At 69.0% G+C, this 18,980-nt stretch carries 19 protein-coding genes; 7 read left to right on the forward strand and 12 right to left on the reverse strand.

Annotation, left to right across the window (positions count from 1 at the left end; translation table 11 throughout):
* From ACWDTP_RS15485 to ACWDTP_RS15505, 5 genes are read right to left on the reverse strand one after another with little or no spacing between them, the layout of a single operon-like run.
* Positions 1 to 1,488, reverse strand: a complete 1,488-nt coding sequence (locus ACWDTP_RS15485; RefSeq protein ID WP_450021146.1) for an MFS transporter — start codon at positions 1,486 to 1,488, stop codon at positions 1 to 3.
* The gene (locus ACWDTP_RS15490; protein WP_450021148.1) at positions 1,488 to 2,180 is read right to left on the reverse strand and encodes an SRPBCC family protein; all 693 of its coding nucleotides are present in this window, start codon (positions 2,178 to 2,180) and stop codon (positions 1,488 to 1,490) included. The genes ACWDTP_RS15485 and ACWDTP_RS15490 overlap by 1 nt, the downstream gene beginning before the upstream one ends.
* 30 nt (positions 2,181 to 2,210) lie before the next feature.
* Positions 2,211 to 2,696 (reverse strand): (2Fe-2S)-binding protein, encoded by a 486-nt coding sequence (locus ACWDTP_RS15495; protein WP_450021150.1) that lies wholly within the window; start codon positions 2,694 to 2,696, stop codon positions 2,211 to 2,213.
* Entirely contained in the window at positions 2,689 to 3,564 is an 876-nt protein-coding gene (locus ACWDTP_RS15500) for an FAD binding domain-containing protein (protein WP_450021152.1), read from the reverse strand. Before ACWDTP_RS15500 ends, ACWDTP_RS15495 begins: the two co-directional genes overlap by 8 nt.
* Entirely contained in the window at positions 3,561 to 5,948 is a 2,388-nt protein-coding gene (locus ACWDTP_RS15505) for a xanthine dehydrogenase family protein molybdopterin-binding subunit (RefSeq protein WP_450021154.1), read from the reverse strand. The genes ACWDTP_RS15500 and ACWDTP_RS15505 overlap by 4 nt, the downstream gene beginning before the upstream one ends.
* Before the next feature lie 110 nt (positions 5,949 to 6,058).
* Between ACWDTP_RS15505 and ACWDTP_RS15510 the strand changes: the two genes are divergently transcribed.
* The 6 genes from ACWDTP_RS15510 to ACWDTP_RS15535 all read left to right on the forward strand — a co-directional run bounded on the left by ACWDTP_RS15510 (position 6,059) and on the right by ACWDTP_RS15535 (position 10,673).
* Positions 6,059 to 7,144 carry a zinc-dependent alcohol dehydrogenase gene (locus tag ACWDTP_RS15510; protein ID WP_450021156.1) on the forward strand — a complete coding sequence of 362 codons (1,086 nt, stop codon included), beginning with the start codon at positions 6,059 to 6,061 and terminating at the stop codon, positions 7,142 to 7,144.
* 65 nt (positions 7,145 to 7,209) lie between these two features.
* Positions 7,210 to 8,439, forward strand: a complete 1,230-nt coding sequence (locus ACWDTP_RS15515; RefSeq protein WP_450021158.1) for an aromatic ring-hydroxylating oxygenase subunit alpha — start codon at positions 7,210 to 7,212, stop codon at positions 8,437 to 8,439.
* On the forward strand, positions 8,426 to 8,953 hold the full coding sequence (locus tag ACWDTP_RS15520) for an aromatic-ring-hydroxylating dioxygenase subunit beta (protein ID WP_450021160.1): 528 nt from the start codon (positions 8,426 to 8,428) through the stop codon (positions 8,951 to 8,953). The genes ACWDTP_RS15515 and ACWDTP_RS15520 overlap by 14 nt, the downstream gene beginning before the upstream one ends.
* Positions 8,950 to 9,342: a hypothetical protein gene (locus tag ACWDTP_RS15525; protein ID WP_450021162.1), complete on the forward strand. Its 393-nt coding sequence runs from the start codon at positions 8,950 to 8,952 to the stop codon at positions 9,340 to 9,342. The genes ACWDTP_RS15520 and ACWDTP_RS15525 overlap by 4 nt, the downstream gene beginning before the upstream one ends.
* On the forward strand, positions 9,332 to 9,457 hold the full coding sequence (locus tag ACWDTP_RS15530) for a rubredoxin (protein ID WP_450021164.1): 126 nt from the start codon (positions 9,332 to 9,334) through the stop codon (positions 9,455 to 9,457). Before ACWDTP_RS15525 ends, ACWDTP_RS15530 begins: the two co-directional genes overlap by 11 nt.
* A 4-nt stretch (positions 9,458 to 9,461) precedes the next feature.
* Positions 9,462 to 10,673, forward strand: a complete 1,212-nt coding sequence (locus ACWDTP_RS15535; RefSeq protein ID WP_450021166.1) for an NAD(P)/FAD-dependent oxidoreductase — start codon at positions 9,462 to 9,464, stop codon at positions 10,671 to 10,673.
* A gap of 18 nt (positions 10,674 to 10,691) precedes the next feature.
* Here the strand turns inward: ACWDTP_RS15535 and ACWDTP_RS15540 are convergent, their stop codons facing one another.
* From ACWDTP_RS15540 to ACWDTP_RS15550, 3 genes are all read right to left on the reverse strand, one after another.
* Complete coding sequence (locus tag ACWDTP_RS15540) at positions 10,692 to 12,323, reverse strand: solute symporter family protein (protein ID WP_450021168.1); 1,632 nt, start codon at positions 12,321 to 12,323, stop codon at positions 10,692 to 10,694.
* On the reverse strand, positions 12,320 to 12,667 hold the full coding sequence (locus ACWDTP_RS15545; protein ID WP_450021170.1) for a DUF485 domain-containing protein: 348 nt from the start codon (positions 12,665 to 12,667) through the stop codon (positions 12,320 to 12,322). Before ACWDTP_RS15545 ends, ACWDTP_RS15540 begins: the two co-directional genes overlap by 4 nt.
* A 245-nt stretch (positions 12,668 to 12,912) precedes the next feature.
* Positions 12,913 to 13,911 carry a zinc-binding alcohol dehydrogenase family protein gene (locus ACWDTP_RS15550; protein WP_450021171.1) on the reverse strand — a complete coding sequence of 333 codons (999 nt, stop codon included), beginning with the start codon at positions 13,909 to 13,911 and terminating at the stop codon, positions 12,913 to 12,915.
* Between the two features lie 126 nt (positions 13,912 to 14,037).
* On the opposite strand from ACWDTP_RS15550, the gene ACWDTP_RS15555 reads away from it, so the two are divergent.
* Positions 14,038 to 14,421 carry a winged helix-turn-helix transcriptional regulator gene (locus ACWDTP_RS15555; protein WP_450021172.1) on the forward strand — a complete coding sequence of 128 codons (384 nt, stop codon included), beginning with the start codon at positions 14,038 to 14,040 and terminating at the stop codon, positions 14,419 to 14,421.
* A gap of 100 nt (positions 14,422 to 14,521) precedes the next feature.
* On the opposite strand, the gene ACWDTP_RS15560 is transcribed toward ACWDTP_RS15555, so the two are convergent.
* From ACWDTP_RS15560 to ACWDTP_RS15575, 4 genes are all read right to left on the reverse strand, one after another.
* Positions 14,522 to 16,252 (reverse strand): sodium/solute symporter, encoded by a 1,731-nt coding sequence (locus ACWDTP_RS15560; protein ID WP_450021174.1) that lies wholly within the window; start codon positions 16,250 to 16,252, stop codon positions 14,522 to 14,524.
* A complete protein-coding gene (locus tag ACWDTP_RS15565; RefSeq protein ID WP_450021184.1) occupies positions 16,249 to 16,560 on the reverse strand; it encodes a hypothetical protein in 312 nt (103 codons plus the stop codon). Before ACWDTP_RS15565 ends, ACWDTP_RS15560 begins: the two co-directional genes overlap by 4 nt.
* A 64-nt stretch (positions 16,561 to 16,624) precedes the next feature.
* Positions 16,625 to 17,425, reverse strand: coding sequence for a LytR/AlgR family response regulator transcription factor (locus ACWDTP_RS15570; protein WP_450021176.1), 801 nt, complete (start codon positions 17,423 to 17,425; stop codon positions 16,625 to 16,627).
* A 7-nt stretch (positions 17,426 to 17,432) separates the two neighbouring features.
* A complete protein-coding gene (locus ACWDTP_RS15575; RefSeq protein WP_450021178.1) occupies positions 17,433 to 18,668 on the reverse strand; it encodes a sensor histidine kinase in 1,236 nt (411 codons plus the stop codon).
* Between the last annotated feature and the right edge of the window lie 312 nt (positions 18,669 to 18,980).

Below are 18,980 nucleotides of genomic sequence, written 5' to 3' on the forward strand. Positions count from 1 at the left end.
TCAGTTGTCAATTCGGGGGGTTTGTGGTCCCGGCCCGGTCGTGCCGGTCGGACCGGACGCCGCGTCGATCGGCTGGCCCGGAGCGGTCGGCGAAGGTGAGGCGGGGTCGGCGCGCACCGGCTCGGGATCGGCTTCGGTGATGTGGTCGAGTTCGCGACCGCGGGTCTCGGGGCCGGCGACGAGCATCCACCCCACCGCGGCGGTCACGGCGACGGCCAGCGCCACAAAGGTTCCCGGCAAACCCAGGTGCGGCCACAGCACGGCGCCGAACAGGATGGGGCTGAGTCCGGTCGCGATCCGGCTCACCGTCGACGTCCAGCCGAAGCCGCTGGCCCGCAGTTCGGTGGGGAACAGTTCGGAGGTGTAGGTGTAGAGCACCGGCATGGTGAGTTGGATCAGCAGGCCGAACAGCACCAGCCACACGACCGCATGGGCGTGTAGGTCGAGAGCGATGGCGAAGGCGATCAGCGCCACCGCGGCCGCCGGTGCGGAACAGGCGATCAGCCAGCGGCGCCCCACGACGTCGACCAGAGCGATCGACAAGACGACGGCGACGATGCCGACCGCGGTCATCATGGTGGTGCTGGCGAACGCGGTCTGGGGGTCGTAGCCCTGCGCCCGCAGTACGGTCGGCATCCAACTCAGTGCCGCGTAGTACACGACCAGGATGCTGATCGACAACAACCACGCCACCGAGGTCACCCGGGGGTTGACCGTCCAGACCCGTTTGAGCTGCTGCAACGCGACGGCTGGTTTGGATCGGGCGGGGCGCCCGGGCGTGGTCGGGCAGGGCGGCACGATATAGGCCTCGGCGGTCGCGCCGGTGCGGCGCACGAGTTCGTCGATCACCCTTCGGGCTTCGTCCTCGCGGCCACGGCGGGCCAGGTACAGCGGGGACTCGGGGATGTCGCGCCGGATCCAGACCAGCAGCAGTGCGGGCAGCACCATGGTGGCCAGCATCCACCGCCAGTTCTGCTCGAGCGATAACAGCACGATCGAGGTCGCCCCGGCCAGCGTGGCGCCGATCGGCCACCACAGCCCGATCGAGGTGACCGCGCGACCACGCTGCCTGCGTGGGGCGAACTCGCTGACCATGGCGAAGTCGACCGGCACGCATCCACCCAGGCCCACTCCGGCCAGGAAGCGCAACAACAGGAAGACCTCGTAACCGGGCGAGAGCGCCGCCAGCACCGAGAACAGGCTGAACGTCAGGATGGTCAGGCTGAAGGCCTTTTTGCGGCCCAGCCGGTCGGCGATGGTTCCCCACATCCCCGCCCCGATGGCCATGCCGATCAGGTTGGCGCCGGCGACCAGGCTCCGATCGCCCGCCGACAGGTCGAATTCGGTGGCCACCAGCGGGGTCAGGTAGCCGTTGAGTGCGACGTCCCAGGCGTCGAACATGTAGCCGAGGCCGCCGATGATGGTGACCTTGCCCTGCACCGACCACTTCCACGGCAGATCCTGGACGATCTGTTCGCTCGTCTTCATCAGCGCGCGTCCTCGGGTCCGAAGAACTCTCGCCGGTATTGCCTGGCGAAGGGGTACATCGCGGCGAAGTCGGGAATCTGCTGGGCGGGCCGGCGACGGGGCAGCAGACGACCGACGATCAGGCCGACGGCCAGGCCGATCAGGGTGGGGGCGGCCTTCTTGAGCACCGGGAGTCCGAGGCTGACCAGGTCGAGCTCGTTGGTGGTGGCACGGGCCTGGGTGCCTTCGACGGCGTCCACGGTGTCGGTCTTGGCGACCAATTGCTCGATGTTGGAGGCGAATTGGCCGATGAGGCGGGCGCCGACATCGGCCATGACCGAACGGCCGAACTGGGCGATGCGCCCGGTCACCTGTAGCTCGGTGACCACGTCGACCAGCGTGGCGTCGGCCCCCTTCTCCGAGAGCCGGACCCGCACCACCGCCGCCGCCGATCCCTTGCCACTGGTCTCCGAACCCCGCGCGTCGAGGACCAGGGCGCGCCGCTCCTCGTCGATCTCGGCGAACGAGGCGATGCCCTGATAGCCGACCTTGACGGGGCCGACCTTGACCGACACGGTGCCCTCGTAGGTTCCGTCGTCGAGGGGACGCACCTGGGCGCCGGGCAGGCACGGCGCGATGGTCGGTACATCGCACAGCAGCTTCCAGGCGTCGGCGATCGGTTCCGGGACGACGAACTGGTTGACGAATTCCATCTCTCTCCTGACGGTTGGATGCCCGGGGGCTCAGTGCTGCTCGGCGACGATGCCGGATTCGTTGGCGTTGAGAACGGCCCGGACGATGCCGTTGTAGCCGGTGCAGCGGCAGATGTTGCCCGATATGGCCTCACACACGCTCTCGCGTGACAGGTCCTCCTGGCGGCGGCGGATCACATCCCACCCGGCGATCAGCATGCCGGGGGTGCAGAACCCGCACTGCAGGCCGCCCTGGCGGGAGAATTCGGCGCGCAGCCGCGCCGCGTCCTCGTCGTCGAGGCCTTCGACGGTGGTCACCTCGGCACCGTCGCAGGAACCGGCCAGCGTCAGGCACGCCCGGATCGGCAGCCCGTCGACGAGGACCGTGCAGGCCCCGCACACCCCCTGCTCGCAGCCCAGATGCGTTCCGGTCAGGTCCAATTGGTCGCGCAGCAGATCGGCGAGGCTGGTGCGGCCCCTGGTGCGGACCTCGCGGCGCTCGCCGTTGATCTTGAGGGTGACGGTGAGCTCAGTCATCGGAGTCGGCCTTTCGGGCGCCGCGCAGCGCACGGTGAACGGTGACCGCGTGTAGTTGGAGCCGGTGGCGTTCGGCGAGGTCGGAGGTGTCGGGGGAGGCTGCGATATCGGCGGCGACGGGGCCGATCAGGTCGCCGGGGGACAGTGCGCCGACGGGCCGGCCGGTGACGGCGTCCTCGGTGGCCGACAACCGGACCGGCACGTCGCGGGCGGCCCCCAGCCACAGCCGGGGGTCGACGATCGTGGCGTCATCGCCGACCGCGAAGGTGCCAACGGCCAGTGACTCGGCGAACTCGCCGACCTTCCGATTGGTCTTGTGCAGGGCCCACATCCGGCCGCCGGGGACGCGGGGCACCCGCACCTCGGTGATGATCTCGTCGCTGTCCAGGCTGGTCGTGAAAAAGCCGAGCAGGAGGTCGGATACCGCGATCGTGCGGGATCCGCGCACCGAGGTCGCGGTGACACCTGCGTCGAGGGCGACCATGACGGTCGGCCACTCCGCGGAGGAGTCGCAGTGGGCGAGGCTGCCGCCGAGGGTGCCGCGGTTACGGATGGCCCGGTAACCGATGCCCGCGGCGGCGTGGCTGAGCAGTCCACCGGCGGCGTCGGGGACCAGTTGGTGCTCGAGCATCATGTGGGTCACCGTCGCGCCGTAGTCGACGTGGTGGCCGCGGTCCTGGCAGTGGCGCAGGGCGGCGATCCCGGTGATGTCGATCAGATCGCTGGGCTCGGCGAAGCGCATGTTCATGATCGGCAGCAGGCTCTGCCCGCCGGCGATCACCTTGGCATCGTCGCCGCGGTCGGCGAGGATGCGAACCGCCTCGTCGACGGTGCGCGGCCGGTGCAGGGTGAGTTCGGCGGCCTTCACCCGGCCACCACCAGTTCATCGGCGGGCGCGCCGGCCCGTTGGATCGCGGCCCAGACGCGTGCCGGGGTCATGGGCGTCTCGTTGGCCTCCGCGCCGCACTCCCGCAGGGCGTCGGTGACCGCGTTGGCGATCGCCGCAGGCGGGGCGATCGCCCCACCCTCTCCGGCCCCCTTCATGCCGAATACCGTGAACGGAGAAGGGGTTTCGATGTGTTCGAGTTTGATCTCGGGGATCTCGGCGGCCCCGGGCAGCAGGTAGTCCAGGAACGACGTGGACTTGGGCTGGCCGTCGGCGTCGTACACCAGTTCCTCGAGCAGCGCCGTGCCGATGCCCTGGGCGACCCCGCCGATGATCTGGCCGTCGACGATGAGCGGGTTGACGATCGTGCCGCAGTCCTCGACGACGCCGTAGTCCAGCAGCCGGATCTCGCCGGTGTCGAGGTCGACCTCGACGACGGCCACCTGGGTCGCGTAGGTGAAGGCGCCGGTCTGGACGTCGGGACTGTAGTAGTAGGTGGCCTCAAGGCCGGGTTCGACACCGGGCACATGGTCGGGGGTGAACAGGAACTCCCGGGACAGCTCCGCCAGGGTGACGCTGCGCGACGCGCCGCGCACCTCGCCGTCGGCGAACGTCAGCCCGGCCGGATCCTCGCCGAGCAGCACTCCGGCGATGCGGAGCACCTTCTCGGCGAGCCGGCTTGCGGCGCCGAAGGTGGCGCCGCCCGCCATCACCATCGAACGGGAGGCGAAGGTGCCGTCCCCGCGCGGGGTCAACGCGGTGTCGCCGTGGCTGACGGTCACCGAATGCGGGTCGACGTCGAAGATCTCACTGACCACCTGGGCCAGGGTGGTCTCCGAGCCCTGGCCGTGGCTCTTGATCCCCACGCTGAGGGTGAACGAGCCGGTGGAGTCCAGGACCAGCCGCGCGCCCTCGATGCCGATCGTGATGGCCAGCCCGCGGGAGGCCCATTCGATGCAGCCGTGTGCGGTCTGCTCGGTGAACGATCCGTACCCGATGCCGATCCGGGTCCGGGCGGCCGGGTCGGCATCGCGCTGCACGCGGCGCCAGCGGTCGTGGTCGATCAGGGCGGCGGCCCGGCGCACCGCCTCGGGGTAGTCGCCGCTGTCGTAGACCTTGTTGGCCACCGACGTGTAGGGCATCTGGGCCGGGGTCACCATGTTCTTGATCCGCATCCGGTACGGCTCGATGCCCAGCTGGTGAGCCAGTTCGTCGATGGTGCGTTCGATGGCGAAGCAGGCGCCGGGGCGGGCTACGCCCCGGTACGGGCCGGTGGGGGTGCGGTTGCTGGCGAAACTGCGGGCGCGGAAGCGGTAGTTGCGGATGTTGTAGGGGCCGGGGATCATCGCCGAGGCCATCGAGGCGTCCATGGTCGCCGTCCACGGGTGGACCGAGTAGGCGCCGGCGTTGACCGCGATGTCGGTGTCGACGCCCAGGATCGTGCCGTCGGCCGCGGCCCACGCGGTGACGCGGTAGTCGTGGTCCCTGGACTGGGTCGAGGCCACCATCGCCTCCCAGCGGTCCTCGACCCAGCGGATCGGGTAGGGCACGCACATCGCGATCGCGGCGAGCGTGATCTCCTCGGGATACACCGAGCACTTGGCGCCGAAGCCGCCCCCCATGTCCGGGGCGATGACGCGTACCCGGCGTCCCTCGATCCGGAGCATTTCGGCGATCATGTCGCGGATCATGTGCGGGGTCTGGGTGGACGACCAGACCACCAGCTGCTCGGTGGACCGGTCATAGTGGGCGACCACGCCGCGGGTCTCCAGCGGCACCACCGACTGCCGGTTCATCCGGTACTCGCGGGTGACGCTGACCGCGGCGTCGCGGGCTGCGGCCTCGACGTCGCCGAAACTTCCTGCGGTGGTTGCGAACACATTGTCGGGCCAGTCATCGTGTACCAGGGGTGCGTCGTCGGCCATGGCCGAATCGATGTCGGTCACCGCGGGAAGCGGCGACACGTCGACGCGGATCCGCTCGGCCAGGTCTTCGGCGTCGGCGCGGGTGGCGCCGATCGCCAGGGCCACCGGCTCGCCGACGTAGCGAACCTTGCCTTGGGCCAGATTCGGCAGCGGGGCGGCCCGGAAGCCGGGCAGGGTGGATGTCGCGGTGCACGGCAGGGCGTGTGGGGCCAGCGTTTCCGCGGTCCAGATGGTGCCCGGATCGGCGTCGTGGGGCACCTCGACGGCCTCGATCCGGCCGTGTGCGGCCTGGCTGCGGACGAATGCGACCTCGCGCAGGCCGGGCAGCTTCAGATCGGCGATGAAGCTGCCGCGGCCGTGCAGGTGCCGGTTGTCCTCTCGTCGCGGAAGGCGTGCGCCGACGCCGTTCTTACGGGAGGAACGCGGTGTGGTGGTGCTCATCGGGTCTCCTTGTCGTCGGCCGAGCGCGTCCCGGAGCTGGCTTGACATTGATTTGTGAACCGTAGCACACTCAGCGAATATAGAATTCTATTTTCTGAAGGGTGGAGCTTGTGACGAGGACGAGTCGAGCGGCCGTGCTGTACGCCCCGGGGGACCTGCGTATCGAGGAGTTCGCGTTACCCGCCCTCGGCGCCGACGACGGTCTGTTGCAGATCGAGGCGACCGGGGTGTGCGGCACCGATGTGGCCGCCTACTACGGCGTCAATCCCTACTACGAGCTGCCCTGCGTGTTGGGCCACGAGCTGGTCGGCCGGGTGGTCGAGATCGGTGAGCAGGCCAGCGCGCGTTGGGGCGTGGCGCAGGGCGACCGCATCGTGGTCGAGGAGTACCTGCCGTGCGGGACGTGCCGGTCGTGTCTGGCCGGGGCGTATCAGATGTGCCGGGTGTACCGGTACGGCGGCAAGTCGATCCATGCCGGCAGCGGACTGTACGGCGGCTACGCCGACTACCTCTATCTGCATCCGCAGGCGATCGTGCACAAGGTCGCCGAGGGCGTCGAGGCCGACCTGCTGCAGCTCTACATCCCGATCGCCAACGGCCTGGACTGGGTGAGCCGGATCGGCGCGCTGCCCGTCGGCGGCACCGCCGTCATCGTCGGCCCCGGCCCGCACGGGTTGGCCGGCGTGATCGGCGCCCGCGAGGCGGGTGCCGACAAGGTCATCGTCGTCGGCCAGGACAGCGATGCTCACCGGCTGTCGGTGGCGACCCAGCTGGGCGCCACCCACACCGTCACCGGCCACACCGCGGACGTGGTGGCCGCCGTCGCCGAGATCACCGACGGCCAGCTGGCCGATACGGTGATCAACGCCGCCGACGCCAGTGCCGCCCTGGAGACCGCGCTCGCGGTGGCCGGCGACCGCGGCACCCTGGTGCAGGTCGGCCTGCCCAAGAGCGGTGGCGGCAGCGCCGAGCCCGTGCTGGCCGCCCTCAACAGCAAGGTGCTCACCATCCGCGGCGTCCGGGGCAGGCCGAGCAGCGCGGTGCCGCCCACGCTCCGCCTCATCGAGTCCGGCAAGTATCCACTGCACCTTTTGTGCACCGGTCAATTCACCATCGAACAGACCGAGGCGGCGCTGACCACCAACGGCCATGTGCCCCAGGCCATCCGCTCCAGCGTGATCCCGGCACTGGGATGAGCTCCAGTCCCGTTGACGCGGCCGCGCCGCCACCGCGCAACCAACCCGAAAGGACGCCCGCAGTCATGACCGAAGTCCACGAACGGCTGTCGTCGTCATTGATCACCGACGACTGGAAGGTCAGCGGCCAGATCTACCGTGACCCGGCGATCTTCGCCAAGGAGATGGCCACCGTCTACGCCCGCACCTGGGTCTATGTCGGCCACGAGTCCGAGATCCCGTCCAACGGGGACTACAAGACCGCCCACATCGGGTTGCAGCCGGTGATCGTCAGCCGCAGCTCCGACGACGACACCATCAACGTGATGTTCAACCGGTGCAGGCATCGCGGCTCGGCCGTCTGCCAGCAGGAGTTCGGCAACTCCAACTACTTCCGCTGCGCCTACCACGGCTGGACCTACAACTCGGCCGGCAAGCTGACCGGTGTCCCGTTCGACGACGGCTACGGAGCCGAATTCGACAAGGGCGCCATGGGTCTGGTCCATGTCGCACAGGTCGACACCTACCGCGGGTTCATCTTCGCGACGTTGTCTCCCACGGCCACCGACCTGGGCGGCTACCTGGGCAACGCCCGCAAGTACCTGGATTTCATCGCCGACCTGACGCCCGAGGGCATCGAGTTGTCCTCGCATGTGCACAAACTGGTGTTCCGCGGGAACTGGAAGCTGCAGATCGAGAACACCATCGACCCCTATCACTTCTCGTTCACCCACCAGAGCTGGCTGGATATCCTGCGTGAGCGCACCGGCAAGAGCAGCCCATGGGTGAAGAACGTCAAGACCAACCTGAGCTGGCGCGGGCTGGACCTCGGCGGTGGGCACGCCGTGCACGAGTACGGTGAACTCAGCGCCGAGAAGGACACCCACGGCATTGCGATCGGTGAGCTGATCCCGTTCAACCTCAACGTGTTTCCGAGCCTGGCGTTCGTCGGGGCGCACCTGCGGCTGGTGGTGCCGAGGTCCGTCGACGAGACCTGGGTGTACCTGTACCCGATCTTCCCGCGCGGCGCCGACGAGCAGACTCGCATCCGGATCCTGCGCGACCACGAAAGCTTCTACGGGCCCGCCGGACACGGCTCCGCCGACGATATCGAGGTCGGCTTCGACCGGGTCACCGCCGGTCTGCAGGCCACGGCCAGCCCGGCCGACTGGACCCTGATGGCCAGGGGACTCGAACGTGAGCAGATCGACCCCGAAACCGGTATCCGAGTAGGCCGTTCGACCGACGAGGTGCCGCAGCGGGCATATCTGCGGCGCTGGCTTCAACTGATTGAGGATCGTGATGACAACAACTGAACCGACTGCCGCGGCGCCCGCCACCGGGTCGGGGATCAACAAGGACGCGGCGGAGAGCTTCATCTACCACGAGGTCGACCTGCTCGATCAGCACCGGTTCACCGATTGGCTGGCCCTGTTCACCGAGGACGCGCACTACTGGATCCCGGCCGGCTTCGACGATCTCGACACCGGTCGCAGCGTGTCGATCGTCTACGACGACCACCAACTGCTGAGCGAACGTACCAAGCGGCTCACCGGAACCCTGGCCTACGCCCAGATCCCGGCGTCGCGCACGGCCCACGTCATCGGCAACGTGCGGGTGCTGGAGGTCGGCACCGACAACGGTGCCGCCACCGCGCGGGTGGAAGCCAAGTTCGTCGTCGCCGAATACCGCCGCCACACCCGATTCCTGCACGCCGGCCGGGTCGGCTATCACCTCGTCGCCACCGCGGCGGGCCTGCGGATCCGGCTCAAGAAGGTCACGCTGATCGACAACGACGGCTATCTCGGCAACCTGAGCATGCCACTGTGAACGACGCGGCCGCCGGCAAGACCCTGCAGTCGGGAACCACGTCGTCGGCGCGGGCGGATTCCGAGGGGATCGTGATCCGCAACGAGTTCGCCTACGTACAAGTGCGATTGCGCGATCCGGGCGGCCGCCCGCGGCTTGTCATCGAGGACCTGCGCACCGGCCGGACCATCGAGCTGGACGCCATCGAGCTGGAATCGCTGGCCTGGGCCCGCCACGAGGACCTGGCGCCGCTGCTCGACCCGAGCCAGACCCGCTGGGTGCCCGACGGTGAGCCCACCCCCACCATTTCCCATTCAGAAAGGCGCAACGACCATGTCCGTAACGGCTTCGCTCACCCAGAAGTGGATCTGCATCGCGTGCGGCGACATCTACGACCCGATGGAGGGTGACCCCGAGGGCGGTATCGCGCCGGGCACGGCGTTCGAGGACATCCCCGACGGCTGGGTCTGCCCGGTGTGCGGTGCCCGCAAGGCCGAATTCGAGCCCTACGACGACGAGGATTAGGACCTTGACCGACATCAGTCGCATCGTGTTGATCGGCGGAGGCGTCGCCGCCGCAGGCGCCGCCGAGGAACTTCGCCGCCAGAACTACGCCGGCGCCATCACCCTGTTGAGCCGAGAACTCGACGCCCCGTATCACCGCCCGCCGATCACCAAGGCACTGCTGTCGGATCCCGACCATGCCATCGCGATCGCCGACCCGAACTGGTGGTCGGACAACGATATCGAGCTGCTCACCCGCAGTGCCGTTGCCGCACTGGATCTCAGCGGACATCGGGTAACACTGGCCAACAAGCGGACACTCGACTACGACAGGGCCCTGATTGCCACCGGGGCGATGGTGCGCCGCCTGACCGTCGACGGCGCGGCGCTGCCCGGCATCCACTACCTGCGCACGCCGGCCAACGCGCACAAACTACGGCAGGACGCGGCTGCGGCCGAACGCATCGTCCTGGTCGGCGGCTCGTTCATCGCGGTCGAAGTCGCCGCGGCGATGTCCGCGCAGGGCCACCGGTGCACCCTGGTGATGCAGGAGACCCTGTGCCTGGAACGGACCTTCGGCCGCACCGTGGGGATGTTCGTCGACGGACTGCTGCGCCGCCACGGCGTCGAGATCCTCGGCGGGACCGACGTCGCCGCGTTCACCGGCACCGACTCGTTGGCCGGTGTGCGGACCACCGACGACGTCGAGATCGCCTGCGACCTGGCCGTGGTCGGCGTCGGGGCGGTCCCCGACGCGAAACTGGCCGCCAAATCCGGGTTGCGGATCGGTGAGAGCGGCGGCGTGCGCTGCGACAGTCAGCTGCGCACATCGCATCCCGACGTCTACGCCGCGGGCGACGTCTGCGAATACCACAGCGTGCTGCACGGCCGCCAGCTGCGCGTCGAGCACGAGCGCCACGCTGCGGCCCAGGGAATCACCGCCGCACGCAATATGCTCGGCGCCCGGGCCGACCACCGTGAGGTGCCGTACTTCTGGACCGATATCGCCGACTGGGCCCGGCTGGAGTACGTGGGTGCGGCCCGGTACTGGAACACCGAGATCGTCACCGGTTCCGTTGAGAGCGGGGTGTTCACGGTGTGGTACCTCCGCGACGACCGCCTGGTCGGAGCCCTCACCAGCGGGCGCCCCGCCGACCTCGACCTGGCCCGCACGATCATCTCTGCCGATCCAGGCGAAAGACCGTGCGCGCGAACATTGATCGCGGATGCGGTGTAGCGGGGCGCCCGCTCGCGTCTAGTGGGCGATCGCCTTTTCGGCGCCGACGCCGGTCAACGACCGCACCTCCATCTCGGCGTCGAGTTCCGGCTCGCCCTGGTCCGGGGAGCTCAGCGTGCCGATGATGCCGAGCACGAAGGCCAGCGGAATGGACACGATGCCGGGGTTGGCGAGCGGGAAGAAGGCGAAGTCGGCACCGGGGATCATCGCCGTCGCCGAACCCGACACCGCGGGCGAGAACACGATCAGCACGATGGTCGAGATCAGGCCGCCGTACATGCTCCACAGTGCGCCCCTGGTGTTGAACCGCTTCCAGTACAGCGAGTAGACGATGGTCGGCAGGTTCGCCGCGGCGGCCACCGCGAACGCCAGGGCGACCAGGAAGGCGACGTTCTGGCCGTTGGCCAGAATTCCCAGGCCGATCGCGAAGACGCCGAGCACGACCGCGGTGATCCGGGAGACCCGCACCTGCTCGGCCTCGGTCACCTTGTGTGACTTGAGGACCGACGCGTAGATGTCGTGCGCGAACGAGGCCGACGCCGTGATGGTCAGGCCGGCCACGACCGCGAGGATGGTCGCGAAGGCCACCGCGGAGATGACGCCGAGCAGGATCACACCACCGAGTTCGAACGCCAGTAGCGGAGCCGCGGAGTTCACCCCACCCGCGGCGCCCAGGATGCGGTCGGGTCCCACCAGCGCGGCCGCGCCGTAACCCAGCACCAGGGTGAACAGGTAGAAGGCACCGATCAGCGCGATCGCCCAGACGACGGACCGCCGCGCCTCTTTGGCGGTGGGCACGGTGTAGAACCGCATCAGCACGTGCGGCAGCCCCGCGGTGCCCAGCACCAGGGCGAGGGCCAGCGAGATGAAGTTGATCTGGGAGGTCAGTGAACCGCCGTACTGGGCGCCCGGGGCCAGCACATCGCGGGTCGCCACACCCTTGGTGGTGGCTTCCGAGATCGCCGACTGCGCCGAGCCGAGGATGTCGGAGAAGTTCAGGCCGAACTTGGCCAGCACCATCACCGTCATCAGGGCGGCGCCGGTGATCAGCAGCACGGCCTTGATGATCTGCACCCATGTGGTGCCCTTCATGCCGCCGACCAGGACGTAGACGATCATCAGGATGCCGACGACGGCGATCACGATCGACTGTCCGGCGTGGCTGTTGACGTCGAGCAGCAGCGCGACCAGGCCACCGGCCCCGGCCATCTGGGCCAGCAGGTAGAACAGCGACACCGTGAGCGTCGAGATGGCGGCGGCCAACCGCACCGGGCGCTGCTTGAGCCGGAAGCTCAGCACGTCGGCCATGGTGAATTTGCCGGTGTTGCGCAGCAACTCGGCCACCAGCAGCAGGGCCACCAGCCAGGCCACCAGGAAGCCGATCGAGTAGAGGAAGCCGTCGTAGCCGTACACCGCGATGGCCCCGGCGATGCCGAGGAAGCTGGCCGCCGACAGGTAGTCGCCGGAGATCGCGATGCCGTTCTGCGGGCCGGAGAACCCGCGCCCGCCGGTGAAGAACTCGGCGGCGGTGGCGTTTTTCTTGCTGGCCCGGATCACCACGATCATGGTGACGACGACGAACAGGCTGAAGATGCCGATATTGGCGATCGGATTGCCGACGGTCTCGGCGGCGTGGAACGTGACGGTCACAGTGCGCGGCCTTCCAGTTGCTCACGGATGGCCGCGGCGCGCGGGTCGAGTTCCCGGTTGGCGAACCGCACGTACAGGCCGGTGATGACGAAGGTGGACAGGAACTGGCCGAGGCCGATGAGCAGGCCGACGTTGACGTTGCCGAACACCGGGGTGGCCATGAAGTCGTGGGCGAAGGCGCCGAGCAGGACGTACAGGGCGTACCAGAGCAGGAAGAATGCGGTCATCGGGAAGACGAAGCGGCGCAGTCGGTGGCGCAGCTCCTGGAATTCCGGGCTGGTCTGGGCGGCGAGGAACTCCGCTCCAGTGGGCGCAGCCCGTTCGGGCGATTGGGTTTCGGGCACCGGTGACTCCTGATCGTCGACTGTGAACCAGCTGTGCAGCTGAACCTAGTTGAGATGTGAATCACAATCGGGGTCGATCGGTCGCGATACGCCAAAGCTGGGGACCGGTGCGCCGAACGGTCGGTGACCGGCGATAAGCGGCGAGCCCTTTTCTCCCGCGAGCAGACGCGCCGGTACCCGTTCACGCGCCATTTGGGGTACCGCCACGTCTGCTCGCCAAGGAGAAATCGGGAGAAACCGGGCCGTCAGCGGTGCACGACCACCTTGCCGACCATCCGCCCGGACTCGACCATCCGGTGCGCCTCGCGGAGCCCCGCCGCGCTGAAATCTCCGATGGTCTCGGTGCGGGTGGTGCGCAGTTCGCCACGGTCGACAAGACCGGCCGCGGCGGTGAGCAACCGCTGCTGACCTTCCATGTCGAATCCGGTCAGCGGGCGGGTGAACATCAACTCCCAGTGCCAGGCAATGCTTTTGGTCTTCAACGGCAGAAGATCCAGTCCCTCGGGTTCGTCGATCGCGGTGATGTGTCCGAACGGCCGGGTGATCGCGGCATAGGTCTCGACGTTGCCCGCGGAATGGGGGGAGAAGACGTAATCGACCCCGTCGGGTGCGACGGCCAGACACTGCGCGCGCAGGTCATGGTGGTCGATGACGTCGTCGGCGCCCATCCGCAGTGCCCACCGTCGCGAATCCTCGCGGCTCGCGGTCGCGATGACCCGCACCTCGGTGAGCTTCTTGGCGAGCTGGATCATGATCGAACCCACCCCGCCCGCGGCGCCGAGGATCAGGAGATCACCCGATGATCGATCGGTCAGGGCGAACCGCTCGAACAGCGTTTCCCATGCGGTGATGGTGGTGAGTGGCAGCGCCGCGGAGTCCTTGAACGACAACGACTTCGGCTTGCGGGCGACGATGCGTTCGTCGACGGCATGCAGTTCGGCGTTGGTGCCGGGTCGGCTGATATCGCCCGCATAGAAGACCTCGTCCCCGACGCCGAGCGTCTCGACGTCGGGACCGAGCGCCTCCACCACACCCGCGGCGTCGAACCCGAGCACGGTGGGGCTCGTCGATCCGGCCAGGTCGCGGCGCCGCTTGATGTCGACCGGGTTGACCGACACGGCCAGGACCCTGACCAGGACGTCGCGCGGGCGCAGTTTGGGCACCTCGACGGTGATGTCCTGTAGCGCATTCGGGTCATCTATGGGCAGCCCGGCGTAGGACCCGATCGCAGACATGGTTGCCATATGCACTCCGTTCTCGGTGTGGCCAACATCTGGCCCGATGGCCGCGAGGTTAGCGCCGTGGTGCCGGTTCCCTGCAAGGCCGGTTAGTGTCACGGTGGGAATCGATGCAGGTGGAAGGAGGGCGGCTTGGCCAGGCCGTGCCCGACCGGGCGCCACGATCAGCACAACGTGTACTCGGACAGTTGCCCGTGCCGGGCGCTGCTGGATCTGTTGTCCAACAAATGGTCGGCGTTGATCATCGGATTGCTCGACGATCGGGACGCCGTGCGCTTCTCGGAGCTGCAGGCGCGGCTGCCCGGCATCGGCGCCAAGATGTTGACCCGCACGCTGCGACGCCTGGAAGCGGCTTCACTGGTGACGCGCACGGTGTACGCCGAGGTGCCGCCGCGCGTGGAGTACATGCTGACCGAACTCGGGGTCAGCGTGTCCGAGCCGCTGGAACAGCTGCGCGCCTGGGCCGAGGACAACATCGACCGAGTCGAACTGCTCAACCGCGACTGGGCCACATAGCCGCGCGTCGTTTCCCTCCCGCGAGCAGACACTCCGGTACCCGGAATTGCCGGTTTCCGGGTACCGCCACGTCTGCTCGCGGGAGGAAACGGGAGGGAAATCAGCCGGGTGGGACGCGCTCGATGCCCATGCCGAGGCGTTCCGGCAGATGCATGCGGGCGAAGATCTGCGCGACGCCGGGGGCGGTGGCGGTGAACCGGCTGACCGCGATCATCGTCAGGAACGCCAGCGGCACACTGATCGCGGCCGGATAGCCCACCATGACGGCGGGCCAGCCGCCCAACACATCCTCGTCGACCCCACCGGCGATCTCCACGAGCACCGCACCGCCGCACACCAGCCCGCCTACCACGAGACCGCAGGCCGCGCCCGCCGCGGTCAGCCCGCGCCACCAGATGCCGAGCACCAGCAGCGGGCACAGGGTGGACGCCGCCACCGCGAACGCCAGCCCGACGCTGCGGGACAATTCCAGGCCGGAGACCATGAGCGACAACGGAATCGGAATGACGCCACCGAGCACCGCCGCGAACCGGAAATCCCGGACCCGGCCGCGCAGCACATCGGTCGCCAGCGCGCCCGCGATGCTGACCAGCAGACCGGACGAGGTGGCCAGGAATGCCGCGATCGCCCCCGCCGCCACCAGCGCGGCCAGCAGCTGGCCCAACACCCCGCCGATCGCCGCGCCCGGCGCCAACAACACTGCGGCGTCCGCGGTTCCGGTGATCAGCAGCTGGGGCACGTACAACCGGGCGAATGCCCCGAGCAGCGTCGGGAACAGATAGAACAGCGACAGCAGCGCGATCACCGTCAGCGCGGTGCGCCGGGCCGCCCGCCCGTCCGGGTTGGTGTAGAACCGCACCAGCACATGCGGAAGGCCCATGGTGCCCAGAAACGTCGCCACGATGATGGACAGCACCTGGTAGAGCGGATGCGGGCCGCCGAGCCCACCACCCGAGGCGATCCATTCGGCGCCCGTGCTCGGGGTGCCGGCGACCACCGGGGTCGCGGCGCCGGCCGCCAGAGTGAGAGTCGTTCCGGCGCCGAGGGTGTGGTCGCCGGGTGCGCCGATGGTGGCAGCCTCGACGTGTCGATCGTCGAGGCTGCCGGTGACCTCGATGCCGGCCGGGTCGAGCACCCGGACCACGACGTCGGTCTCGATCTGGACGGTGGTCTGTTGCCGGACGCTCGGTGGCAGCGGGCCGCCCAGGTCACCACGGTCGCCGACGAACAGGCCCAGCAGCGCCAGGGCGGGCACCGCGATCGCGGTCAGTTTCAGCCAGTACTGGAAGGCCTGCACGAACGTGATCGACCGCATGCCCCCGGCCACCACATTGGCGATCACGATCGTGCCGACCAACAGCGGGCCGACCCAGACCGGGACCTTCAGCAGGGTTTTCAGGGCCAGGCCGGCGCCCTGGTACTGCGGGGCCAGATAGAACACGCAGATCATCACGACGACGAGCATCGCCACTTTACGCAATCGTGGTGAGCCGAGCCGGAACTCGGCGAAGTCGGGAACGGTGTAGGCCCCGGAGCGGCGCAGTGGTGCGGCCACGAACAGCAGCAGGCCCAGATAGCCGGCGGTGAATCCGACCGGATACCACAACGCGTCGGCACCGTACTTGGCGATCAGCCCGGCCACCCCGAGAAAGGATGCGGCCGAGAGGTATTCACCGGACACCGCGGCGGCGTTCCAGCGCGGACCGACGCTGCGGGACGCGACGAGAAAGTCCGACGTGGTGCGCGAGAACCGGACCCCGTAGGCCCCGATGGCGACCGTAGCGACCGCCGCGGTGAGCAGCGCGGCCGCGGTCAGCGGTGAGCCGGTCACGGCTCGCTGTCGACGACCCGGACGAAGTCCCGCTCGCCCTGATCGGCCAGGCGGACATACAGCCGGCCCACCCCATAGAGCAGGGGATAGACCAGGCCCGCCAGGATCAGCCAGTTCAGCCGGATGCCGAACACGGTGAGCGCGGCCAGTTCCGGCAGCGCCGTGGTCAGCACCAGCAGCGCCGCGACGATCGAGACCACCACCGCCGCCAGCCGCAGCGCCAGCCCGAGCTGGGCCCGCACCAGCCCGCGCACCAGGGCGTCGCCGACCTGGGTCTGCTCCTGGACCTCGACGCGGGTGCGGACCATCCGGGCGCCGCGGCGGTGCGCGAGCACGACCCGCTGCCGCGCATGGGGTCCGGCCCGTTCGCCGTCACTCATCGTCGCCACCGGGTTTGAGATTGCGCAGCGGGTCGCGCACGACCCGGTCGCGCAGTTCTCGGGCCTGGCGCCGGCTGACCGGCAGCTCGACGGCGGGGGAGGCTCCGTTGGCCCGCAGCCGGACCAGCACCGCCCCGTCGGCCGTGCGCAGGCCGGTCACCTGGCGCAGCGACACCAGATACGACCGGTGGATGCGCTGGAAGCCGTGGTCGCGCCAGCGGGTTTCCAAGGTGCTCAACGGGATCCGGACCAGATGTGCGCCGGTCGCCGAATGCAGCCTGGCGTAGTCACCCTCGGCCTCGACCCAGCCGATGCTGTCCCGCTGGACCAGGTGGGTGATCCCACCGAGCTCGGCGGGAATCACCGCGGAGTCCTGGTCGTCCTGATCCACCTGTGGTGGCGGCTCACCGGGTGAGGCACCGGTGATGCCCGCCGCGACCCGGCGCACCGCCTCGTCGAGCCGGTTCTGCCGGACCGGTTTGAGCAGATAATCCACGGCGCCCACATCGAAGGCCGCGATCGCCCTGTCATCGTGCGCGGTCACGAAGACCACGGCGGGCCGGTGCGCGAAATTGGTGAGCACACCGGCGAGTTCGATACCCGAAAGGCCGGGCATGTTGATGTCGAGGAATACCGCGTCGATGGTGGCGTGGTTGAGCTCGCGCAGCGCGGAGGTGGCATCACCGGCGGTGTGCACATCGCCGACCTCGGGGTGCCTGCCCAACAGGTAGGCCAGCTCGTCGAGCGCGGGCGCCTCGTCGTCGACGGCCAGCACCGTCAGCGCCCTGCTCATAGGGGACTCACCCGAACGCACCTCCGCTGGCCCGAACTCCCGAGCGGAACTTCGGCACCCGCATCGCGACCTTGGTACCCGCTCCGACAGCCGTCTCGACCACCAAACCGTAATCGTTGCCGAACGCGGCGCGCAGCCGATGGTCCACATTGGTCAACCCGACATGCGCGGACTGATCGGTTCCGGCGGGCAGGAGCGCAGCGACCGGGGGATCAGTCTGGTCGGCCAGCGCATCGCCCGGCCCGGCCCGCAGGTCGTCGGGATCCATTCCGGCGCCGTCGTCCTCGACCGTGATGACGCAGTCGGTGCCCGCGTCGCGTGCGACGATCTCGAGCGATCCGCCGCCCCGCCCGGCCAGACCGTGCCGCACCGCGTTCTCCACCAGCGGCTGCAGGGCCAGGAACGGCACCACCACGTTGAGCACCTCGGGGGCCACCTGCAGCCGCACCGTCAACGCGGCACCGAACCGGGCCCGCTCCAGGGTGAGATACCGGTCGATGTTGCGCAGTTCGTCGGCGAGTGTGGTGTATTGGCCGGCCGCGCGGAACGAATACCGGGTGAAATCGGCGAATTCCAGGATCAGGTCGCGGGCCCGGTCCGGGTCGGTGCGCACGAACGAGGCGATGGTGTTGAGCGCGTTGTAGATGAAGTGCGGGCTGATCTGGGCGCGCAACGCGAGCACCTCGGCGCGGTCCAGCCGGGCTCGTGAGGCGTCGAGTTCGGCCAGCTCGATCTGGCTCGCCGCGTAGCGGGCTACCTCGCCGACCGCGCCAAGCATGCCGGGGCCGGGGTTGGCCACGGTCACCACGACCAGCGCCCCGAGCACCTCGCCGCCCTCGGTCAAAAGCGGTTGCGCGACGACGGCCGTGGTTCGCACGGTCGTGAGGAGCCGTCGGCCCGCGGTGATCGACTCGCCCACGGTGCCCGCACAGGCCTCGGCGACATCGGGGTGCCAGATCGGCTCGTCGCCCTGGTCCTGAGCCAGCAGCTCGCCGTCACCGTCGAACAGGGCCAGGCCCGCGGTGCCGGTCAGCTCGCGCAGGAAGGGGGCGGCGGTCCGCGCGGACTCGGTGTCCAGGCCCCGGCGCAGGGCGTGCGCGGCCAGCGATGCGGTGTGCAGGGCGGCGTGGACGGCCCGTTCGGTGGGGGTGGCCACGACCCGGCGGGTACGCACCACCGCGACGGCGGCCGCCGCCGTGAGCAGCAGCGCCGACGCCAGCGCTATCGCAACCTGAACCGACATTTCCCTCCACCGGACTGTGGTCACCTTAAACCGGCGATATCGGGAAACCGCGGCGCGTTCGGGACCGGCGGGCGCCCGGGCCGACGACCCCTTGCGCGGCCAGTTCCAGACCGATGTACCCCGGCAGGCCGCCGATGCACGCCCGGTCGGCAACGCGCCGACAGTCGCGTCAAAAATCCCGCGACCCGGTCGGTAACGCGTGGTCCTAGACTGGCGACGTGTTGCGTCCTGAAAGTTGGACTGGACTAGCGGGTGTGAGTCCCGTCCCGGTAGGTACCGGAGCGCCGGGTAGCAGGCCCCGGTTCGTTGTGG

The sequence above is a fragment of the Mycobacterium sp. NPDC003449 genome (assembly GCF_053588415.1).

Bases quoted from the DNA above. Each gene is read 5' to 3' on its own strand.
- ACWDTP_RS15485 (WP_450021146.1), bottom strand. From the start codon at position 1,488: ATGAAGACGAGCGAACAGATCGTCCAGGATCTGCCGTGGAAGTGGTCG.
- ACWDTP_RS15490 (WP_450021148.1), bottom strand. From the start codon at position 2,180: ATGGAATTCGTCAACCAGTTCGTCGTCCCGGAACCGATCGCCGACGCC.
- ACWDTP_RS15495 (WP_450021150.1), bottom strand. From the start codon at position 2,696: ATGACTGAGCTCACCGTCACCCTCAAGATCAACGGCGAGCGCCGCGAG.
- ACWDTP_RS15505 (WP_450021154.1), bottom strand. From the start codon at position 5,948: ATGAGCACCACCACACCGCGTTCCTCCCGTAAGAACGGCGTCGGCGCA.
- ACWDTP_RS15515 (WP_450021158.1), top strand. From the start codon at position 7,210: ATGACCGAAGTCCACGAACGGCTGTCGTCGTCATTGATCACCGACGAC.
- ACWDTP_RS15520 (WP_450021160.1), top strand. From the start codon at position 8,426: ATGACAACAACTGAACCGACTGCCGCGGCGCCCGCCACCGGGTCGGGG.
- ACWDTP_RS15530 (WP_450021164.1), top strand. From the start codon at position 9,332: ATGGAGGGTGACCCCGAGGGCGGTATCGCGCCGGGCACGGCGTTCGAG.
- ACWDTP_RS15550 (WP_450021171.1), bottom strand. From the start codon at position 13,911: ATGGCAACCATGTCTGCGATCGGGTCCTACGCCGGGCTGCCCATAGAT.
- ACWDTP_RS15565 (WP_450021184.1), bottom strand. From the start codon at position 16,560: ATGGTCCGCACCCGCGTCGAGGTCCAGGAGCAGACCCAGGTCGGCGAC.
- ACWDTP_RS15570 (WP_450021176.1), bottom strand. From the start codon at position 17,425: ATGAGCAGGGCGCTGACGGTGCTGGCCGTCGACGACGAGGCGCCCGCG.
- ACWDTP_RS15575 (WP_450021178.1), bottom strand. From the start codon at position 18,668: ATGTCGGTTCAGGTTGCGATAGCGCTGGCGTCGGCGCTGCTGCTCACG.